Source organism: Peribacillus sp. P4_B1 (assembly GCF_056402395.1).
Map to the genome: position 1 here is coordinate 49,275 of NZ_JBFUHM010000021.1, position 21,414 is coordinate 70,688.

Sequence of the window (21,414 nt, forward strand, 5' to 3'; positions counted from 1 at the left end):
AACACTTATCTAATTATAGGAAATATTCTGACTATTTACTTTGAAAATCTTTACTATGTTTTTCATTTTCTTTACTTGTTTTCGTAAATTGTTTTCTCGCTTTTGCATCGCTTATCGATTCCACGATCTTAAATGATGGCTTAAACAATTCTTTCTCGGGAAGCTTCTGATAATCTCTTTCCAGATATCCTCTTCTCATCTTATCAAAATACTTTTGCCCCTTATATTTGATTTCTTTTAAATCAAGATTGGGGATTTTTTGATCCTTCATGACTACTTTTCCATTTATGATGGATAATTTAACGTCCCTCCCAGACCCACTTACGAACATGGTCCGAATGGGATCATCGATTACGCCCATATGATATCTGTCCAAATCAATCGCAATGATATCAGCTTTTGCCCCTGCTGCAATGCGGCCAAGATCGTTCCTGCCAAGAAAAGCAGCCGCATCAAGTGTGGCTGACCGAAAGAAATCGGCATAGACAGAGCCGTCCGTTTCTCCTTCCACCATCCGTGAGAGCATGCTCCCTATCCTTACGTTCTGGAACATATCCGGAGGGAAGGTGTCCGTTCCAAGGGCTATATTGATCCCAGCCCTTTTATATTTAGCGAATGATTCTAACGCTTCCCCATGCCTCCCGATAATCAGGGGGCAATGAATCACCGTTGTATTCGTTTCTCTTAGTAGCGCCAAGTCATCACCCTGTCCATATTTCGCTCCACTGTATCCTGAAACAAAGTGGGCATGCGGGATCCCTGTTCTTGGACCGAGAAAACCAAGGTCGTACAAATATCTGATCGGTGTAACATGATGGGCCTCCCAGATGGTGTTGAATTCAAAACTTCCTTGTGCGGCATGGAGCTTAATCGGGACATCCAATTTTTCGCTGTAATATTTGATCTGTTTTAATTGCTCTGCCGTTTGGGACTCTATGCGTTCTGGAGCGAGCATCCCTCTGACCATACCTCCATGGGCTCCATCGAATTTTTCTACAAACTCCACCGCTTTTTGCAATCCCGCTTCACCGGCTTTTTCATCCCAATGCAGTTTTATATTTCCGTTAGGCTGGACGACTCTCATTCCTGATTGGAAACTCGGGCCCAGGTAAATCCTTAACCCCAATTCAGCTGCATGTTTTGCCGCAGCTGCCAATTCTTCATAGGTTTCGGCCCAGCTTTTATAAAAAACGGAAGTGATAGGCATGGCCGTCGTCACACCATGAAGAATGAGTTGTGAATAAGCATATAAAGATTTAAAGGATTCTTCTTCCTCGGTCATTAATTCGGGATGTCCGCTTTGTATATGATTCTCTGACCAGAGAAGGTTTTTCTGTCTGTTGGTACTGGCTTCAAAATGTAAAATATCATGGTCAATGTCCCCTAATGCATTTAAATCTATGAACCCAGGACTGATAATGGCGTTACCGGCATCCATTACCTCGTCCACTTCTTCATTGTAATTTTTCCCTACATACAGTATCGTGTCTTTTTCATAAACGATCTCTGCGTTTTCCAAAATGACATGATCGCACCCATCATACCCAATTACATATCTTCCTTTAAGCTTGGTTTTCATCTTATTCCCCTTTCCGCATGGCCGGCAGCGTCTTCTCGTTCGTCATATCGCTTTTCATCTACATATGCCCTGGCGTGTCCCCAGAAATATTTCGTCGGTTGCATATACTTTTCGAGCCCGGCACGCTTTATCGTTGAAAAGGCCTCCTCATTCGCTTCATCAAGCACTGTACTTTCATGAACGGTCCGTACATTCCTCCCTTCCATGATCAATTTCCCATCCACGATGACATGCTCCACATCATTCGCCACTGCTTGAAACACAAGCCGATGAACATGCATGAATTCAGGGGTCAGATGTGGCTGATGCAGATTGACCGTAATGACATCGGCTTTTTTCCCAATCTCCAGGGAGCCTATTTCATCATCCCAGCCAATGCATTTCGCAGCATCTATCGTGATCATTTCCAACAGCTTGCCTGGGGGTAAATAATAGTAATCCCTAAGGGCTGCCTGGTGAACAAACTGTGTTTTCCTCATTGCCTGGAACATATCGAAACTTGTGGAAGGGGAAGTCCCATCCGTGGAGATTGCCACAGTTGCCCCCATCTCCAATAATTCGGTTATGGGGGTACGTGCATGAACCTGGCCAAATCCAGGTGATGCACTGACGTTTGTACCTGTTTCCGCCAATATTCTTGCCTCATCGAAGGAAATGCCGCGACAGTGCTGTAAATGAACATCTGGACCCAACAAGGCATTTTCCTTATCCTGTATCGCTAAATGAATCATCCCGCCAAAGGCATCAGAGTGTATCCGTGTGTTATATTTCCTGGCAATCTCCCTTATTTTCTTCGCTTGATAAAGATCATGTTCATTCAGCCCATAAAGCCTGTCAGGAGATGTGGGATTGGAAGGATCAACGGATGTAACGATGACAAATGGTGTAATGAAGGCTCTCGTGCGGTCTTCATTTGCATGGTTCAGTGCCTCGATTACAGCTTCTGCCCCCTTCAATACTTCTTCATAGGAAACTTCCTTTACCATTCTCTTTCCGTCAATCCACCGACTGAACGAATGTGGCCATGGAGGGTTGCAGGGCCCGGTGCAAACCACTTCCCTGATCCCCACTTCGGCGTATGCTTTTGCGTGATTGATGGCGAAAATCGGTTCATCGGATCGTGGCATGGACCCTAAAACGCTCACACCTGTTGTCACACCCGCCTTTAATCTCTCAAGAGAGGAGAGCTTTCCTTCGTAGTACCAAAAATCATCTGTTACAAAATGTTTATACGTATTTGTCATGATGGGCATCCAAAAATCAATATTCTCCATCGCTATCGTTTTGAACATGGAATGCCCCCCATGACCATGAACGTCTATTAATCCGGGCAATATACACTGATGGCTGCAATCAATGACCTTTACAGCCTCATACTTCAATTGCAGTTTCTCGGTTGCATCAACGGCTAAAATCCTTCCTTGATTTATGGCGATGGCGCCATCCGACAGAATTCTCCTGTTTTGATCCATGGTTATCACGGTCCCATGGATTAGCAGTAAATCAATCATATTTCCCCTCCTAATTGAGAAGGCAGCATAACATCCTTATGCTGCCTTCCTTTTTTGCTGAATTCCCTACTTCACGGTTACATCATCGAGCATTAAATAATTTGCCGGATTCAGCCAAAGCCCTTTAACCGTCCCTCCATATACGGCCAAGTGCTCATAGTTGCGAATAGGAACATATGGAACTTCTTCCCTTTCAATTTCTTGTGCCTTCGAATATAGTTCCTTACGTTTATCGCCATCCGATTCTTGACGTGCATTTTCAATCAATTTATCCACTTCCGGATTGCTATAGAATGAACTATTTCCCGCAGCACCTTGGGATTTGCTATCAAAAAGATTGAATTGATTATAATCTCCATCGCCGGTAGCATTGCCCCAGCCGCCTATCGATACTTGGTGCTCGCCCTTAGCGGTCGCGTCAATGTAAGCCCCATACTCAAGGACCTGAATCTTGACCTTAATTCCAATTCCTTTTAACTGGGATTGAATCACCTCCGCCATGTTGATCCTTTCCTTACGATCACTCGTTGTCAGTGTAAACTCCAAGCCATCCTTGACCCCTGCTTCAGTCAAGAGCTTCTTCGATTCATTAATATCATAGTCGTAGCCTTTTATATCCGGATCATAGCCAAACACCTTTGGGCTCATTGTTGAATTTGCCCTCGTACCGACGTCGTTATAAACCCCTTTGATAATCGAATCGACCTCGATGGCATGTGCGACCGCTTTACGGACACGTACATCATCGAAAGGTTTTTTCTTAACATTGAAGCTTAGGTATTCAACTGCAAGTCCCTCCGTGCGATATAAATCCATCGTGTCCGATGCTTCGATCCTCTCAATCTCGGTCACTGGCACTTGATCGGTCACATGTGCTTCACCCGTTTCAATCATCGCAATCCTCGTAGCATCTTCAGGTACAACCTTGAATACTACCCCATCAATCTTAGGTTCATCCCCCCAGTAGTCCTCGTTTTTCGAAAGTACGATCTCTTCACCGGGCTTCCACGATTTAAAAATGAAGGGTCCTGTCCCAACGGGGTTTTGGCCTAGTTTATCACTATGCTCCTTAATGGCTTTAGGGCTGATGATGCTTCCTTCATTACTAACTAAAATAGATAACAGTGGAGCATAAGGATATTTCAGCTTGAATTGTACGGTAGTATCGTCAACCACTTTAATTTCTTTGATCATTTCCAATTTACCAGCCTGCGGGGAAGCTGTTGCCGGATCCAGTATCCTGTCGAAATTGGTTTTCACCGCTTCGGCATTGAATGGAGCTCCATCATGGAACTTGACACCCTCTTGCAATTTAAATTCCCAAGTGACATCATCCAGTTGTTTCCACTCTTTTGCCAGCAGCGGCTTAGGATCCATGTTTTTATCAGGAACGACCAATGTTTGATAAACCTTTTCATAAACGACGTTTGCTGATGGAATGTCTGTTATGAAGTGAGGGTCCAGGATGGTCGCGTCAGATAATCGGGCGACGATTAGTGTACCTCCTTCTTTCGCTTTTTCTTCCGGTTCCTTGCTGCCGGTTTGATCTGTTGCACACCCAGATAAAATGGATGAGATGCCTAATAACGATGCGAATAGTACCCCAATCATACCTTTTCTCATTCTATTTCCTCCCTTTTCAACCTGCCTTTGTTTCTCCAAGTAACTTTCAGCTATGAGTACATCGGGCTTACTTCAAATTATAAGAAAAAAAAGAATTTTATATTTTCAGAATCTTTACTCATTTTTTAATTATCTTTACTGCTTTTCCGCATCATATTTACTTCAATACATATTTTGAATAAATTTAATGAAAGAAAAGGAGGAAATCCAATGAAGCCAGAGGTCGTCTTGAATAATACCGAATTGAAGGTAAACGAAAGAAAATCTCCAAAACTAAGAAACTGGAAAGCTTTTTATAAAAAATTCAAGAGAAATAAATTGGCATTGATAGGCGGGTACATCGTACTTTTTTATATTTTATTGGCCATGTTTGCACCTTTGATTTCACCACAGGATCCCTATGAAATTGATTTAGTCCACAAACTCCAGCCTCCGTCAGCCGAACATTGGATGGGTACGGATGATAAGGGAAGGGATATTTTAAGCAGATTATTATATGGAACGAGGCTTTCATTAACGGTTGGGTTTGTCTCTGTATTCTTCGGGGCGTTCATCGGCATACTGCTTGGGTTAACAGCAGGTTATTACGGAAAATGGATCGATACCATCATTATGAGGATTGTCGATGTTCTGCTGGCTTTCCCGGGAATATTGCTGGCTCTTGCCATCATTAGTGCCCTTGGCCCAAGTTTAATCAATGTAATGGTAGCGGTCGGTGTCTTTTCCATACCGATGTTTGCCCGGATTGTACGCGGTTCCACATTGTCAGTCAGGAAGCTGGAATATATCGATGCCATTCGTGCATTGGGAGCCACTGACTTCACGATCATACGCAAGCACATTTTTCCGAATATTCTATCACCCGTCATCGTTCAAGCTACATTACGTCTGGCAACGGCCATTCTGTCGGCAGCCGGATTATCATTCCTTGGATTGGGAGCCCAGCCTCCCTCACCGGAATGGGGAGCCATGCTGAGCAGCGGTCGGGATTATTTGTTCAGCGCCCCTCACATCGCCTTGTTTCCCGGAATAGCCATATCAACACTGGTGCTGGGTTTCAACGTCTTCGGGGATGGACTTAGAGATGCCCTGGATCCAAGAATGAAAAAATAAGGAGGAGAGAAAATGTTCGTTTTTATAATCCGACGGGTCTTTCAAACCATACCGGTTTTACTAGGAGTGAGTCTTGTTGTTTTCCTCATCATGCAAATGGTCCCTGGAGATCCGGCAACACTGCTTGCAGGTGAAGGGGCTACTAAAGAAACGATTGAATCGCTGCGACATGATCTTGGCCTTGATCGTCCAATCCTCTATCAGTATGCAGACTATATCATTCATGCTGTACAAGGTGACTTTGGAGAATCTCTCCGCAGCAGCCGCCCTGTTTTGGACGAAATCATGGTCCGCTTGCCAATCACCCTTGAACTGGCACTTGCAAGCATTTTCATAACCGTTGTCCTGGGAATGCTGGCAGGAATCATCTCGGCAACCAAGCAATACTCGGTATCTGACATTTCCATCATGATCGTTGCTTTATTAGGAATCTCATTACCTAGTTTCTGGTTAGGTCTGATGCTTATCTACTTCTTTTCCGTAAACCTTCATTGGTTTCCGGTTTCAGGTTGGGGAACCATTAGGCACATGATTCTCCCAGCCATAACCCTTGGGGCCGGCGGAGCGGCCATTGTAGCAAGGATGACCAGGTCGAGCATGCTCGAAGTCGTTCGCCAGGACTACATCCGGACTGCAAGAGCAAAGGGATTAAAAGAATATGTCATCATTTATAAACATGGCCTGAAAAATGCGCTTATCCCCGTCATTACGGTCGTGGGCCTCCAGTTCGGTGCACTACTCGGCGGTACAGTATTGACAGAGTCCGTATTTGCCATCAATGGTCTTGGGAGATTGATAGTTGATGCAATCAGAACGAGGGATTTGCCAATGGTTCAAGGCGGGGTCCTTATTGCTTCCGTTATCTTCGTATTCATGAATTTGGCAGTGGATGTCCTCTATCGATACTTTAACAAAAGAATAGACTTGAATTAAGGAGGTAGGATGATGAAACAGGTTGATGATAAAATACTGGAGGTAAAAAATCTGCAGACCCACTTTTTCACTGACGAAGGAACGAGTAAAGCAGTCAACGGAATCAGTTTCTCCCTCAATAAAGGGGAAACCCTCGGAATCGTCGGGGAGTCTGGAAGTGGTAAAAGTATAACATCCTTATCATTATTAAGGCTTATTCCATCGCCCCCTGGAAAGATTGCCGGGGGCAGCATCCTTTTTAAAGGGGAGGATCTGCTTACGAAGACTGAAAAACAGATGCGATCTATACGCGGTAATGAAATTTCGATGATATTCCAAGAGCCGATGACATCATTGAATCCCGTATATTCAGCAGGTGAGCAAATTGCAGAAGCCATCCGGCTCCATCAAAATCTGGGAAAAAAAGAAGCATGGAACAAAGCCGTCGACATGCTTCGGCTCGTCGGGATTCCCTCACCTGAAAAAAGGGCAAAACAGGAGCCGCATGAGCTAAGCGGCGGAATGAGGCAAAGGGTCATGATTGCCATGGCACTTGCCTGCCACCCTGAGGTTTTAATAGCGGATGAACCTACAACGGCACTGGATGTGACGATACAGGCCCAAATCCTCGAACTGATCAAGACGCTGCAAAAGGATTTCGGGACGGCAGTCATTTTGATCACTCATGATCTGGGTGTCGTATACGAAACCTGTGACCGGGTTGCCGTCATGTACGCAGGAAAAATAGTTGAATATACGTTGGCCAAGGAAATATTCACAAACCCAAAACATCCATACACCATCGGTTTATTAAAATCCCTTCCACGATTGGATATGGACCAGGAAGAACTGACTACAATTCCCGGGACTGTTCCAAGTCCTTACAACATGCCCAAAGGCTGCAGCTTTGCTCCCCGCTGTGCAAATAAGAAGAGCATTTGTGAACAAGCCGTACCGGATCTCCAGGCAACCGGCCCAAGCACCCAGGTCAGCTGCTGGATGTTCACCCCCCAATGGGAGAAGGACTATAACAATCAAGAGGAGGTGGGGGTTTTATGATGGGGGTACCAGTTGCAGAGAAAAAGGTTTTGCTTAAAGTAGATCAATTGAAACAATATTTTCCGATCAAGGGTGGATTTTTCGGAAGAACCGTCAATCATGTAAAAGCCGTTGATGATATTAGCTTCCATATCTATCAGGGTGAAACCTTAAGCATAGTGGGCGAATCAGGCTGCGGAAAATCGACCACCGGAAGGGCCATCCTTCGATTGGATGAACCTACAAGCGGGAGCATTCACTTTCAGGACAAGGATTTACTCAGTTTAGGAAAAAAAGAAATGAGGAGCACCAGGAAGGACTTGCAAGTTATTTTTCAAGATCCATTTGCCTCTCTTAATCCTAGGCAGACTATAGGGCAAATCCTCGGAGAAGCTTTGGCCATCCAAAATGTGGTGCCTAAAGAAAAACGAAAGAGCAGGATTGAAGAATTATTGGGCCATGTGGGGCTGAGACCGGAGTCCATGGAAAGATACCCGCACGAATTCAGCGGCGGCCAGAGACAGCGGGTCGGCATTGCGCGGGCTCTTGCAGTAGACCCAAAATTGATCATTTGTGACGAAGCTGTATCTGCACTTGATGTCTCCATTCAAGCACAAGTACTGAATCTATTAAAATCCTTACAGCGACAGTTCGATCTTACCTTTCTTTTCATCTCACATGATTTGGGAGTGGTCAGGCATATCTCGGATCGCGTAATGGTCATGTATCTCGGAAAGATAGTCGAAATAGCAGATAAAAAGTCCATTTTCGAACAGCCGCAGCATCCATATACGAGAGCATTGCTATCTGCCATCCCAGTACCGAATCCGGTGCATGAAAGAGAACGAATCCTATTAACGGGTGATGTCCCCTCACCCATCGATCCTCCTAGCGGCTGCCGCTTCCATACACGGTGCCCTTTTGCGATGGACATCTGTAAAACACAGTTACCCGAGCTAAAGCTCTCAGCACAAAATCATCAAGTGGCCTGTCACATTGTGTCATAAGTTGTAGATTTCCGGAGGGGTCTTTAGTATGATACTAATAAACAGAATAATTCAAGTAATTTAAAAATATAACCAGCAGAGGTTCTCCATGCTTAGTTACGAGGGATTCACGTTAATTATCATGCTCTTCATTTTAGCTCCCATCATGGGAGCTATCGCTCTTTTATTTTTATTCATATTCGAGAAAAGGATCGACCTTCTTGAAAATAGAAACAAAGAGATACGCCTGGAGCAAGCACTGCAAGAAGCACAATATAATAAATTGAACCAGCAAATCCAGCCCCACTTTTTATTTAATACACTAAATGTCATTTTGGGCTTGGCCCGCCTGAACAGGACGGCTGAATTGATACGGGCCTTAGAGGCATTTTCACAATTCTTGAAATTCAAATATAAAGCTTCAGAACCATTAATCCCCCTTTCCCAGGAAATTCAGTATACCCAGCATTATCTCGACATCCAGACCCTACGTTTTGGTGACCGCCTTAAGATTGATATGGATTGCCCAAACCCATTATCAATCGCACTGGTACCCCCTTTCATTCTCCAGACCTTAGTGGAAAATTCGTTTAAACACGGATTGGAAAAAAAAGTGGGGGAAGCCCTTCTGCATATCCGGTTCTATCGGGATTCGCAGATGGTGTATCTGGAAGTGGCGGATAATGGATTAATGGGAAATGCATCTTCCGTTACTGACGAAGGCGGCCATGGCCTGGATAATATCCAAAAACGTTTATATCTGTATTTCAGTGACCGTGCACAATTGAATATATCTTCTAATGAATCGGGAACAAAGGTAGAGGTATCATGGCCACTTGTTTATGATAAGAAAATGGAGGAGGCGGCCCCGGAATGAATGTGTTATTAGTTGATGACGAACCATTGGTCCTTGAACAAATGGAATATATGATTCAGTCCATTTATCCTTTTTGGAAGTTTCATAAAGCTGCTGATGCCTGTCAGGCACTTACCTTCAATCAAAATTATAAAATTAATCTCGCTTTCCTGGATATTAATCTCCCGGGGCGATCGGGTCTTGAATTTGGTGAAGACCTAAGGGCACTAAACAAAGAAGTGGAAATCATAATGGTGACCGCGCATCAAAGTTTCGATTATGCCCAGCAATCCATAAGGATAGGCGTGGTTGATTATTTAACGAAGCCTGTAATAGAAAGCGATTTGCAGAAAGTGCTATCCAGGTATGATAAAAGGGAGTCTTCCCATAACTATTCAACCCTGATTCACCATTCTCTTTCATTCATACATGAAAATTATGCTGAAAAACTCTCCCTTTCGGATATCGCTCGTGAAGTGCATACCAACCCGACTTATTTAAGCAGGAAATTCCATGAAGAAGTCGGCACTTCCTTTTCGGAATATATAATGCAATATAGAATAAAAGCGGCTAAAAGGGCCTTAACCAATAACACCAGCTGGAGCATATCAGATGTCGCTGAGAACTCAGGTTTCAATAGCCAGCATTATTTCAGCACTTTATTCCGGAAGATAGAGGGAATCACGCCCAAAGAGTTCCGCGAGAAAGGAAAATGAACATTGCGACAACGTACATTTCAAGAATACGTACAAGGCCCCATTCAAATTGGCATGGGCTTAGGGATCATCTCCCTCCTGGCACGCTGGGTCACAGGAACCACGATATTATCCTCCCCTGAATCGATGGTGAAGTATGGAGTTTTCGGAGGGATCGGCTATGCTCTTATGGGAGCGATCGCCCTGTTCATGTTCAGCTTCATCGGGAAGAGGGTCCGGCAGGATTTCCCAGTGGGATTGACCATCGGGGACTATTTAAAAACCAGGCTTCATCCTTTGGGATATTGGATATTGATCGTGATCCTGGTCATGACCAGCTTATATACTTTATTCATCCAGGGAATGGCAGCGTCCACCCTATGCCAGTTTCTTTTCGATACGCCGCTATATGTCGGGTTGTTCTTTTTTTTCGGTTTTTGTGTTCTTTTTGCTGGCTTCGGCGGGTTAAAGCTCATTCATGGATTCGCAGCTTTTCAAGTCGTCTTCATGTTTGCCGCCGTTATCTTAATTCCTTTATACTTTTTCGTCAAAGAAGGGATTCAGCCTGTTTATGATGGGATTCGTTTATACCATCCATACATGCTCGTAATCAATAAGTATGATCTATGGAGTTTTCTTTTTGCAGGACTTCTTGTCGGGTTCGGCCAGTTTTTCTTTGACCTGACATCATGGCAGCGATTATTTATGATAGAGTTGAAAAAAGTCCCCTTAACATTCTCTTTATCTGGCCTTATATGGATCATATTCCCGCTCTCCTTTTCATCCCTGTTCATCATGGTTATCTTTACGGGCGGTTTCACTGACATACACTCGATTTTGGCTGGATTGGCAAACAAGATAACAACACCATTCTTTTTCATCCTTTTTGTGCTCTGTGCCTTCAGTGCAATCACCTCAACATTCGGTGCCTGCCTGCATTCATTGATAAGCCTGATCGTAGCCAATATTCTTGTACCCTTTCAAACGATAAAAAGCGACCAGCAAAAAATAAGGATGGCCTGCCTTCTTGCAACCTGTATTGGAGGATTGGTTTTCGTAGCTACGCTCTTCTATTCCCCAAACCTTTTAGAGCTTTTATTTTATTCAGGTAATGTATATTCAGCATTGCTGGCTCCAATCCTTGTTATCGTATTCAGCAAAGGGAAAGTCGCTGATTTCATACCGATAAGCGCGGTCCTGGCCATCGTTGCCTCATACATCATCAAGCCTTATGTAAGTGAATTCCAAAGCATATGGTTAAGTGGATTAGCTTCATTGACGATCATAGTGATTTGTATGATCCTTACCTTCATCAAGAACAAATGGATGTTAGTGAAAACAAAACGGGAATGATTACGAAGCTGCACAGCTAAGTGGTTACATAACAAACTATGTAATCTGTTACATGTAAAGCGATAAAAAAAGAAAAGTTGCCGACATATGTCGGCAACCCAAAGTTTAAAAAACAGATGAAGCATTTCGCATAGGAACTACCTTTTCGAGAAACTAACCTTATTCAAACCAGAAATTTTATCTATATTTCAAAGCAAAGTTAATTGAACGGAAGGTGCGGGACTTCTGCTTAGAAAAGCGCGTCCAAGGGAGACTCCGCAGGCACAAGAAGCGCCGCGGGCGGACCGCCCGCGGAAAGCGAGTGCCTGGAGTGGAAATCAAGAAAGCAAAATCAATTATCATCTAGTTTTTATGGAGTTTTAATCTTAATCAATCAAGACTCTTGCCCTTTAAATCAAGGTCATCGCAAAATATCCAAATCAAGTGCCTCTATCAATCACGTAATAACTTAGCTTGCCACCTTTCTGAAATACCGATAAACCTTTTCTAGCTTTTGGGTTTGTTTCCCCTTTGGGCTTTCCATATTACCGAATTCGAAAAACTTCACTTTTTTGATTCCGACAAAATTGAATAACGCTCTTTTCATCAAGATTTTATGCGCATCATTCAACCAGAGAAGCGGATACTTTGCAGGTCCCTTCATCGTTGATACACATACGACCGACTTTCCTTTAAGAAGGCCTTCTGGGAACAATCCCTTTTTATCCCTGTAGGCGAAATTCGAAGAAAATAATTGATCAATGTATCCCATCAGCATTGCGGGAGGCCTCCCCCACCAGATTGGATAAACAAAGACAATCTTATCGGCCCAAGTAATTTGATTTCTATATTTTTCAAGCTGAGGATCACGATGCATATCACGCCTTCGTTTATGCTCATTGAACTCCAAGAGCGGATTAAAGCCCTCTTCATATAAATCCAAGACCTGCAGCCCCTTTATGTGGGTGTTCTCCTTACTTCCCTTGATGACTTTTTGTAAAAAGGCATAGCTTAAACTTTTATGATTTGGATATGTGTAAATGACCAGCATGTTCATGACGTTCCCCCTATTTACTTATCATTTGATAACAATAATATAACAACGCCTTTTTTGTTGTCAAATGATAATTGTATTTTGATAACACTTTTGATATCTTCTCAGTAAGAGGTGAAAGTTATGGACAAAAAAGCTCTTTTTGAAAAAATGGTCACATTTACAACTTCCGTACATCAAGTGACACACGAATTGACCCAAAACGCCAAACCCGATTCCATCACGCCGGTACAATATCACATTCTTGAATATATAACAGTCAGTCAGCCTGTCACTCCAAGTGAAATCAGTGACTGTCAGCACATCTCCATGCCTAACACGAGCCGTGAACTGAAAAAATTAAGCGAAAAGAATTTAATTGAAAAAATAAGTGATCCGGAAGATAGACGGAAACAATACATCCGCCTCTCCAAAGAGGGGGAAACGATGATGAACGAGGCTTTTGCAATCGTGGAGTCCCGTTTCCAAAGCCGGCTGCAACAGGCATCAAAGGAAGATTTAGCGGATATTGAGCGCGCAATGGACATTCTTCAAACTAAACTTTTTTACTAAATAAACAAAAAGGCTCCCGAGACTGAAGTTGACAAAGAATCAACTTCAGTCTCGGGAGCTCCTTCATAATCTCCATTATAATCAGGTACCGCAAAAGGTTCGGTAAGGCGTTGTTGACGCAGGCAGTGTGGAGTATTCGGCTTGTTCATCAGAGTGTGCATAAGGGTTTGAGAGAACATCCAAAAGCCGTTCCATCACGCTGTAGTCCCCTTGTTCCACTGCCGCTTCCAATGCCTCTTCAACCCGGTGATTCCGTGGAATCACTGCAGGATTGCTTTTCTCCATCAACTGATTCGAAGATTCCTTCGATTCCTTCTGCCTGCCTAGTCTAGCCAACCAGAGCTCTTGCCACTGGGCGAATTCAGGTGTCCCGAAAAGGACCGTATCCGCCATCTTATCTAAGGTCAAAGCACGGAAGGTATTGGTATAGTCGGCACCATGCTTTTTCATCATACTGAGAATGCCATTAATAAGTGCTTCATCCTGTGTCTCTTCGTTGAATAACCCCAGTTTTGCTCTCATTCCCGCTAACCAATTAGTGTGATACAGATCATTAAAAACAGAAATCTTATCTTGGGCCAGTGTAACGGCCTGATCTTGGTCATCATGTAACAGCGGCAATAGGGATTCAGCGAATCGCGCAAGATTCCAACCCCCAATTATCGGCTGGTTACCATAGGCATAGCGGCCTTGAGTATCAATTGAACTGAATACTGTTGCAGGGTCATAGGCATCCATGAAGGCGCAAGGGCCATAATCGATGGTTTCTCCGCTAATCGTCATGTTGTCGGTGTTCATCACCCCATGAATGAAGCCAACCAGCTGCCATTGGGCAATGAGCTCAGCCTGACGCTTGACCACTTCCTGCAGCAGCGAGAGATAACGGCTTTCATCGGCTTCATCTGCTTCAATGTCTGGAAAATGACGCTTTATTGCATAGTCGGCAATGGTCCGGAGTTCCTCGACCGTGCCCCATTTTGCAGCGAATTGAAAGGTTCCGACACGAAGATGGCTCGAAGCCACACGGGTCATGATGGCACCAGGCAGCCCGGTTTCACGGATCACCGTTTCACCGGTCGTAACCACTGCCAGACTTCGGGTGGTAGGAATACCGAGCCCGTGCATCGCTTCGCTGATGATGTATTCGCGCAGCATCGGTCCAAGTGCAGCCCGGCCATCGCCCCCGCGGGAATATGGCGTTCTTCCCGGACCCTTCAGCTGGATATCGACCCTCTCGCCTTCGGATAAGACCTGCTCGCCAAGCAATATCGCCCGGCCGTCCCCTAACATATTAAAATGCCCGAATTGATGCCCCGCGTAAGCCTGGGCAAGAGGCGAAGCACCCTCTGGAAGCTCGTTTCCGGCAAACACCGCCACGCCATCATCACTTTGAAGCTTTTGAACGTCCAAACCAAGGAATTCAGCCACCCGTTCATTGAGAATGATCAACTCCGGTGAACGTACAGGAGTCGGGTTCGTGCTCGTGTGAAATTTTTCCGGAAGCCGGGCATAACTATTGTCTAAATTCCATCCAGTTTCATTTGTCATGGTTTCTCCTTTTCTTGTTTTGACTTTATTGTATAAAGGTTCTTTCTCTCGAGATTCAGTTAATCCACGCGATAAAACTCAGTGGCAGTTCATATTAATGTCTACTTCTGCCAATTTATTATACCGTTTCCAATTAAAAATGGCTCTTTTAAAGTATGGGTGAATGATAATGATCATTAAATCTTGGATAGCGTACCTCTAGTAATTTAGAGCTTGAAAAAAGCCTGCCGTTGATCCGGCAGGCACTGAATTTTTATATTAACGTCACTGGAAGAGTCATGTATTCAGTCATGCCTCCTCCACCTTTTCTGTCTTCTTCCTTCCCGTTTCCCTCCCCAATCCAGGATATGCTTAATTCAGTAAAGTCAGGCTAATAAAGGCAATGCCAAATATACAGTACAGACTGAGGGTAAAGGGCTGGGGAAAAATAATATATACTATCATACTAATGATCATCAGCAGGATACTGAAGGCATTTATCCTATCTCTCCACATACTCACCTTTGGTCAACTCCTTTTCCACAAGCGTAAGGTACATTTTCATCGCATACTTCTTCCGGTGCCTGCCTGGCCGGCTTTGAGGAAACGCCTTAAAAGCACCCCTCTGACAGTCAAGGCAAGCAAAAATAGAGTTACTTTCTTCATCCGTCATTACTTTAAGTTATAATGGCTGTGTGCCTAATTTGTATTTTTTTCATTTTTCGTTAGTAAGTAAGCGTATGATAATTTATAATTATAAAATTGAACCCACTAAACAGCCATGTAGCCAAAATGATAAATCTATAAAAATAATCTAAATATTCAGACTCTTAAGGGGATATGAAGTGAATGATCTATAAAACTTTCAAGGTTGTATCGAGAACCTTGCACAAAGGCCAAACCGAGGATTTCGCCTATGTTTATGAAGGGAAAAGCCTGCTGATTGGCCGTGCAAGCCAGCACTCCAAAGCTGATTTCATGCTTTACAATGACTTCGTTTCCAGGGAACATTGCCGGATTTATATGGAGGAAGGACAGCTTCTCATTGAGGATTTGGCAAGCAAACACGGGACCTCCGTGAACCAGATGCCGCTCGTTCCGGGCCATCCCTGCCTCATCGAACCGGGGGATTCCATTACTTTGATTAATGGATTGATTGAATTCATGATTTCCATCGACAACGATTTAACACGGGATTTCACTCCGGTGAACCCGGAGATACAGCAAATCGTGGCTATCAATAAGCACCTTCAGACCGTGATCATCAATGATGAAGCACCCATTAAGATGCCTACTAAGGAATTCGATTGCTTTAAGTTGCTTTATGAGAATTTGGACAACCTAATCTCAAAAGAAGAGATTGTCCAGCATGTATGGCCCGAGAGAATCGGTAATCCCGAGCAAATTGTGACGGCAGAAGAAATCGCTTCATTGCTGTACCGGGTGCGGAAACGGATAAATGGGCACTTCGTAATAAAAGCCGTCATTCAAAAGGGATATTATATGAAATCCATCCTTTCATTCAAACTATCGGACCTGTAATGTTAATCAATCGAACTCTAAATGCAGGCATGAAAAAAAGCATTGCTGATACCCAATGCTTTTTTTCATGCTTCAATCATGCTTTTATTTCTTAGGTAAGTCCAGATTAGTGAATTGATCGACTGGAACGACGTCTTCTTCCATATCCATCACCTTCAGTACAACCCGGTCTCCTACATTCGTCAATACAACATCAGATAGCTCATTGACTCCAGGGTCCACTGAGAATCTCTTGGCATTGCCTTCTACGATTAAATAGAATACGTATCCATTGGAAAGATTGGCATCGTTGATCCTTGTAACTTTCCCCTTTATTTCTTTCATCTCAAATCCTTTTTGAGGCGTTACACCACTGACTTTCCCTAAAGATGCAATCAGCTTTTTATAATTCCGGAAAGCTTCGTCTTTCGTTTTCCCAAAGACAACTTGGGGGTTATCGCTATTGGCATACACGATCGCCACACCTTGAAACTTGCTGCCCTTTGTAACCGGGATGACATAAGTGGGCGCACCGTATATCGTATAGAAAATTCCATTAGTGGCTTTCCAGCCTGGATATTTAGACAAAAACTCACTCGCATTGGCGTTGGATTTTGCTTCCTTTCCAGTTAGAACGGACGTGACGCCTTTGTAGTACGTCATTTCACCGGTTTTGGCATTGAAAACACCGTAACCTACAAGGGTTTTTGAGTTTCCTTTTGATTTAGCCCTGGTGAAGTCCACTACATAAATCAATTCGCCTTTTTCGTTGAATGTGACTTGCATATTTTCCTCATTTGGAATCAAGACATCTTTCTTCGGCCCAAATAAGGACTGGTTTTTCCACCCGTGAACGTATTTCCCCCAGTAGGTCCAATATTCCAGGGCCGTTTCCAATGTGAATGTTCGATCTACCCATTCAGGTTCTTTTCCTAAAGGATAGTATTTCATGTCCCCCGTTTCAGGATTCACTACGACTACCCCGTCCACTGCGGGCCCGCTGCGGTATTTCAAATAATGTCCCACTGAAGCTACAAAGAAGGGCTTTCCGTCTTCGTTCGGTTCCAAATATGAATCATGGATGATTTTATTCGGGTATGCTTTGCGGATGGTCCTTTCCAAATCATGATCGAGGTACTGTGAGGGAGCATATAGCATCTTCCCTTTTACCGTACTTGCCCCTTTATCCGTCGATACGGCAGAAATCAAATTATAACCTGGCGTGTATACCGCTTTCCCAGCTTTCAAAAATCCGTCCATTTCAATTGGTGAAGTATAAGTCAATTCATCATTAATATTGGTTAGGCGGTATTCGCCTTCAGTGAAATATGATGCATTTTCTATTTTATTAATCGCTGCATCACCTTTTGCATCTGCCATTTTCACTGTAACAAGCGGCATGGTTTTTATATCTTGAACTTCTTCCAGCTCATTTTTCTTATCGACCTTTGTCCAGCCATGCAGATCTGCGGCAAAAGTGATGGGGTAAAACAGCATGATGACCCAAGCTAATATCAAAACAACACCTAGCAAACTGTTGAAATGTACGTTCCAAGGTGTTTTTGGTTGCTTCTCAGCTTCATTTCCCCTCCGATTTCGTCGGTTTATTGAAGATTCCCTGGCACTGTACACATACATTCTGGAATCAATGATGAGAATGAGCCCAAGAATGATGGCAAAACTCGAAAAGAATGCAGTGGCAGTAAGATCCAATAGCATAATATCGATAACGAAAAACAATATGGCAGCAGAAACTAAAAGTCTTAGCACCTGTTCAATGAAAAAGGATATATCCTTTTTGGTGATTGCGTTTGTCCATCTCTGCGGAATCAAGGAAAGTCCCAATATGGCAAATGGTATTTTCATAAAAATCCCTTTTAAGATGAAAACGAGTAGTGAAAGTATCATGGTTTTAAATATCTCTCCTTGTCATGTATGTTCCCATTTAACCATTTTATCACTTTTGTGCAACTAATTTACTATTTTCAAAATATATCGAAATAATATTTCATCCATATCATAAAACTTCCAAAACTATTTACTCCAACGATGCTACTTTTATCGATTCAATGTTTATATAGATTCTAGAAAAGGATGGATGCCTTATGATATATGAAGAAACTTACCAATACCTATTAAGAAATGTATCTTCCACTGAATTCGATACGTGTTTGTACGCCTTGCTCCACAGTGATTGGGACGGGGTCATCCAGAGCCCGCTTCATATGATGGCCCGAGGAGTCGGAACGACAGAAAAGTACTTAAGGCAGATCATCAATAAATTCACCGCACCACAAGGATCTCTAAAAAAAGTGTTTGTGCCTGTTCCTCAAGGTGAAGATATCCTTTATAAGTTTAACCTTGGTCCCGCAAGTAATCTTGGTTATAACAGGAAGACTGACCGTTATTGCAAGAAATACCGTTTCTTTTATAGCGATGCTTTCAAATCCTTAACGATTCATGGAAAACGGCTGCTGCTTATGGGTGCTTTCCGAATGTCTGTTTTGAAGTCTGAGTCAGTACTATTTGATTATAGTGAAATCGTCCCTGATTCCAGCTCGCTATTCACAAGGCAGCGCTTATTGGATGCAATCGATGCAATCCATGACGCTTTAGGCCATTTAGTGACGATTTCTTTTGCAAGCAGGGCATTTTCAAAGAAAGAAGTTCTCGTGTTCACCTTTACCGAAGGTGTCTTGGAGCAGTATAAAGAAAATAGGGCGGAACGGACATTGTTGCGGAGAACGATTTTTAACTCTGGCTACCTTGGGCATATCAATGACTCTGTATGCAGGGAATTGGAAAGGGTCGGCAAATATATTTTTCGTTCATTTCTACAAGAAGCGACAACCATCTCCAATGATATCCAAAAGGAACTGCAGAAGTTAGCCCGTTTCGTCTATTCTCATTCTCTTAAGAAGTTTGGCCAGGCGCTTCCTGCCAATAAGCAGTTACTTCTTGCCCCAAAACAGGCCTCTGCTTATTTAAGCAAGATCATTTACAACGAAACATTGGAACAGATGGTCAAGTATGCCCACCAGGCAGAATCCATCAAAAGCCTGCTTGAACGCGCTCATTTTCATAGAAATATTTCCGAGAAGGCTCTCTGCCGGGAAGTGAATGATTTGGAAATGGCTGAACATATCGAGCCCATTCTCCAAAAGCACCATCAAGCAGAATTCATCCGCCATGTGCTGAACGACTGGTGCGAAACATGGCTCATTTCCCGTGTAAAGACTGTGACCGAAGAATTTCGGGCAGAAGGAAAAAAGAAAAGTACTGATGATGATAAGCAGGTCGCTGCCGAGTATATGGCGCGCATTAGAAACGATACATATGGCCAGTTGGACAGGCTGTTGACCTTGGCCCTTAAATTCGGCAATCATGCAGTGGCCCCGGCTATCCGGAACTTTTCTCTTTCAAAGAAAAAGGAAACCCTCCAATCCTATTTCGCGATCCAAAAGAAGCGTCTGGATGTTCTCTCCATTTCCTCTTAAAATCACATATGTCATATGTTTTCCAAGAGAACGGATCCGTTCTCTTTTTTTTGCCTTCTTTGGGGACGAAGGCCGACTGTGAATTGCAGAATGACGATTGTGGTTTTGGGATGGCCCTCTGTGGATTTCTCCTCTGAATTCGTGTGTTGCATAATGGTCTTGTGGATAAGGGAACTTGGTCAGCAGGTTGTTTTGACAACAGGCCTTAGCCCCTCTAATGGCATGGGCTGAAACATATAAGTTATCAAAGGGTCTAAAAATGGGCCTATATAAAGGAACTGAAAAAGTTTCTGATCATCAGTATGAATAAGGTGTTGAGTGCAGTAGGCTCTTTTAAAATAAGGCTCTTTTCGTAAAGATTGTTGTTTTTAAAACGAAACTATTTAAGGTTGATTGGAGCGGAAGTGCGAGACTCCCGCGGAAAGCGAGCATCTGGAGGGGAAATCAACCACAACTCACTACCTGTTAAATAGCAACATAGTATTTGAAAACAGCCTAAAATAAAAAGGCCCCACCATTTAGAATGGAAAGCCCTTATACCTTTTTATGGTATTAATAATATTTTCCCTGTACTTTTCCTGCTTTCAAGAAGTCTATGTGCATCAGCCCCATTTTCCAGCGAAAAAAGAGTCGGTTCTTCAACGAAGATTTTTCCTGCCATGATCCATTCAAACAACTCTGCTGTTCTTCTTTTCCTTTCTTCATGGGAAGTCAAGACATTCCAGAGGTCTCCACCTATTAATGCTTTGGATGTATCCATTAACATCCTTGGATCGATTTTCTCCGGATCGCCGCCTGCCATACCAAAGAAAACGACAGTCCCTCCAGTCCTTGTTGCCTCGAAACTATTCAGCAAGGTTTGGCCTACTGATTCATAAACGACATCAACGCCCTTACCTCCGGTTACTTCCTTAATGGAATTCATCCAGTCCGATCCGTAAAGGAAAACATGATCGGCACCCTTTTGTTTGGCAACAGCCGTTTTATCCTTTGTTGATGTCAAGCCAATGACCTGACCGCCCTTCATCCTGATCATCTGTGTCAGTAATTGGCCGACTCCGCCTGCAGCGGCGTGGACCAGAATGGTTTCTCCGTCTTTAACTGGATAGCTGTCATGAGTTAGATATTGGGCAGTCAATCCTTGCAGTAAAACGGAAGCGGCCGTTTCAAAGGAAATGCCCTCAGGCAACGGCAGCAGTTTATCTGCTGGAACCGAAACCAGCTCCGCATTGGCATGGGGAACATCAGCAAACCCGACACGATCACCTGCTTTCACATGATGGACATCTTCCCCGACATATTCGATGACCCCCGCCCCTTCATAACCCAAAATAAATGGGGGATCACCCACCAAATGATAATTCCCTTTCCTTCTATATACATCAGCAAAATTCAAGCCGATCGCTTTCATTCGAACGATCACGGCTGATCTTGAATGTTCAGGTTCTGCAATTTCTCTTACAGACAGAACTTCTGGCCCGCCGAAATCATCAAAGACAAGTGCTTTCATCATCCTAACTCCCTTCAATGGTTCTTCTTTCTTAAAGATATAGGATGAACCGTTTGATGGCAAGAAACACAAATGACCGCTCTCCCTTAAAGGCTAGAGCAGTCAATA

At 43.5% G+C, this 21,414-nt stretch carries 18 protein-coding genes; 10 read left to right on the plus strand and 8 right to left on the minus strand.

What is annotated here, in order from left to right; translation table 11 throughout:
• Window positions 1-31: 31 nt before the first annotated feature.
• The 3 genes from AC1DVK_RS13990 to AC1DVK_RS14000 form a co-directional block, all read right to left on the minus strand.
• A complete protein-coding gene (locus AC1DVK_RS13990) occupies window positions 32-1,579 on the minus strand; it encodes an amidohydrolase family protein (RefSeq protein ID WP_477626720.1) in 1,548 nt (515 codons plus the stop codon).
• Entirely contained in the window at window positions 1,576-3,090 is a 1,515-nt protein-coding gene (locus AC1DVK_RS13995) for an amidohydrolase family protein (protein ID WP_477626721.1), read from the minus strand. Before AC1DVK_RS13995 ends, AC1DVK_RS13990 begins: the two co-directional genes overlap by 4 nt.
• 66 nt (window positions 3,091-3,156) lie before the next feature.
• Window positions 3,157-4,713, minus strand: coding sequence for a glutathione ABC transporter substrate-binding protein (locus tag AC1DVK_RS14000; RefSeq protein ID WP_410861564.1), 1,557 nt, complete (start codon window positions 4,711-4,713; stop codon window positions 3,157-3,159).
• 210 nt (window positions 4,714-4,923) lie between these two features.
• Between AC1DVK_RS14000 and nikC the strand changes: the two genes are divergently transcribed.
• From nikC to AC1DVK_RS14035, 7 genes are all read left to right on the plus strand, one after another.
• Window positions 4,924-5,826, plus strand: coding sequence for a nickel transporter permease (gene nikC / locus AC1DVK_RS14005; RefSeq protein ID WP_061464895.1), 903 nt, complete (start codon window positions 4,924-4,926; stop codon window positions 5,824-5,826).
• Between the two features lie 12 nt (window positions 5,827-5,838).
• Complete coding sequence (gene nikB / locus AC1DVK_RS14010; RefSeq protein WP_061464897.1) at window positions 5,839-6,759, plus strand: nickel ABC transporter permease; 921 nt, start codon at window positions 5,839-5,841, stop codon at window positions 6,757-6,759.
• A gap of 12 nt (window positions 6,760-6,771) precedes the next feature.
• Entirely contained in the window at window positions 6,772-7,797 is a 1,026-nt protein-coding gene (locus AC1DVK_RS14015) for an ABC transporter ATP-binding protein (RefSeq protein WP_410861566.1), read from the plus strand.
• Window positions 7,797-8,783: an ABC transporter ATP-binding protein gene (locus AC1DVK_RS14020; protein ID WP_061466203.1), complete on the plus strand. Its 987-nt coding sequence runs from the start codon at window positions 7,797-7,799 to the stop codon at window positions 8,781-8,783. The genes AC1DVK_RS14015 and AC1DVK_RS14020 overlap by 1 nt, the downstream gene beginning before the upstream one ends.
• Window positions 8,784-8,871: 88 nt before the next feature.
• Window positions 8,872-9,639 carry a sensor histidine kinase gene (locus tag AC1DVK_RS14025; protein ID WP_477626722.1) on the plus strand — a complete coding sequence of 256 codons (768 nt, stop codon included), beginning with the start codon at window positions 8,872-8,874 and terminating at the stop codon, window positions 9,637-9,639.
• Complete coding sequence (locus AC1DVK_RS14030) at window positions 9,636-10,334, plus strand: AraC family transcriptional regulator (RefSeq protein WP_061464903.1); 699 nt, start codon at window positions 9,636-9,638, stop codon at window positions 10,332-10,334. Before AC1DVK_RS14025 ends, AC1DVK_RS14030 begins: the two co-directional genes overlap by 4 nt.
• A gap of 3 nt (window positions 10,335-10,337) precedes the next feature.
• Window positions 10,338-11,666 carry an SLC5/6 family protein gene (locus AC1DVK_RS14035; RefSeq protein WP_477626723.1) on the plus strand — a complete coding sequence of 443 codons (1,329 nt, stop codon included), beginning with the start codon at window positions 10,338-10,340 and terminating at the stop codon, window positions 11,664-11,666.
• Window positions 11,667-12,114: 448 nt separating this feature from the next.
• Here AC1DVK_RS14035 and AC1DVK_RS14040 read toward each other — a convergent pair whose 3' ends face one another.
• Window positions 12,115-12,702, minus strand: coding sequence for an NAD(P)H-dependent oxidoreductase (locus AC1DVK_RS14040; RefSeq protein WP_477626724.1), 588 nt, complete (start codon window positions 12,700-12,702; stop codon window positions 12,115-12,117).
• A gap of 120 nt (window positions 12,703-12,822) precedes the next feature.
• On the opposite strand from AC1DVK_RS14040, the gene AC1DVK_RS14045 reads away from it, so the two are divergent.
• Window positions 12,823-13,251 carry a MarR family winged helix-turn-helix transcriptional regulator gene (locus AC1DVK_RS14045; RefSeq protein ID WP_410861570.1) on the plus strand — a complete coding sequence of 143 codons (429 nt, stop codon included), beginning with the start codon at window positions 12,823-12,825 and terminating at the stop codon, window positions 13,249-13,251.
• Between the two features lie 81 nt (window positions 13,252-13,332).
• Here the strand turns inward: AC1DVK_RS14045 and AC1DVK_RS14050 are convergent, their stop codons facing one another.
• Together AC1DVK_RS14050 and AC1DVK_RS14055 are read right to left on the minus strand one after the other, a co-directional pair.
• Window positions 13,333-14,799, minus strand: a complete 1,467-nt coding sequence (locus AC1DVK_RS14050) for a protein adenylyltransferase SelO (RefSeq protein WP_477626725.1) — start codon at window positions 14,797-14,799, stop codon at window positions 13,333-13,335.
• A gap of 481 nt (window positions 14,800-15,280) precedes the next feature.
• Window positions 15,281-15,451 carry a hypothetical protein gene (locus AC1DVK_RS14055; RefSeq protein ID WP_477626726.1) on the minus strand — a complete coding sequence of 57 codons (171 nt, stop codon included), beginning with the start codon at window positions 15,449-15,451 and terminating at the stop codon, window positions 15,281-15,283.
• A gap of 176 nt (window positions 15,452-15,627) precedes the next feature.
• Here AC1DVK_RS14055 and AC1DVK_RS14060 point away from each other — a divergent pair, with 176 nt between their 5' ends.
• Window positions 15,628-16,320, plus strand: a complete 693-nt coding sequence (locus AC1DVK_RS14060; RefSeq protein WP_477626727.1) for an FHA domain-containing protein — start codon at window positions 15,628-15,630, stop codon at window positions 16,318-16,320.
• An 84-nt stretch (window positions 16,321-16,404) separates the two neighbouring features.
• Here AC1DVK_RS14060 and AC1DVK_RS14065 read toward each other — a convergent pair whose 3' ends face one another.
• Window positions 16,405-18,165 (minus strand): hypothetical protein, encoded by a 1,761-nt coding sequence (locus AC1DVK_RS14065; RefSeq protein ID WP_289319650.1) that lies wholly within the window; start codon window positions 18,163-18,165, stop codon window positions 16,405-16,407.
• Between the two features lie 239 nt (window positions 18,166-18,404).
• On the opposite strand from AC1DVK_RS14065, the gene AC1DVK_RS14070 reads away from it, so the two are divergent.
• On the plus strand, window positions 18,405-19,796 hold the full coding sequence (locus AC1DVK_RS14070; RefSeq protein WP_477626728.1) for a hypothetical protein: 1,392 nt from the start codon (window positions 18,405-18,407) through the stop codon (window positions 19,794-19,796).
• A 544-nt stretch (window positions 19,797-20,340) separates the two neighbouring features.
• Here AC1DVK_RS14070 and AC1DVK_RS14075 read toward each other — a convergent pair.
• Window positions 20,341-21,306 (minus strand): quinone oxidoreductase family protein, encoded by a 966-nt coding sequence (locus tag AC1DVK_RS14075; protein WP_477626729.1) that lies wholly within the window; start codon window positions 21,304-21,306, stop codon window positions 20,341-20,343.
• Window positions 21,307-21,414 lie beyond the last annotated feature (108 nt).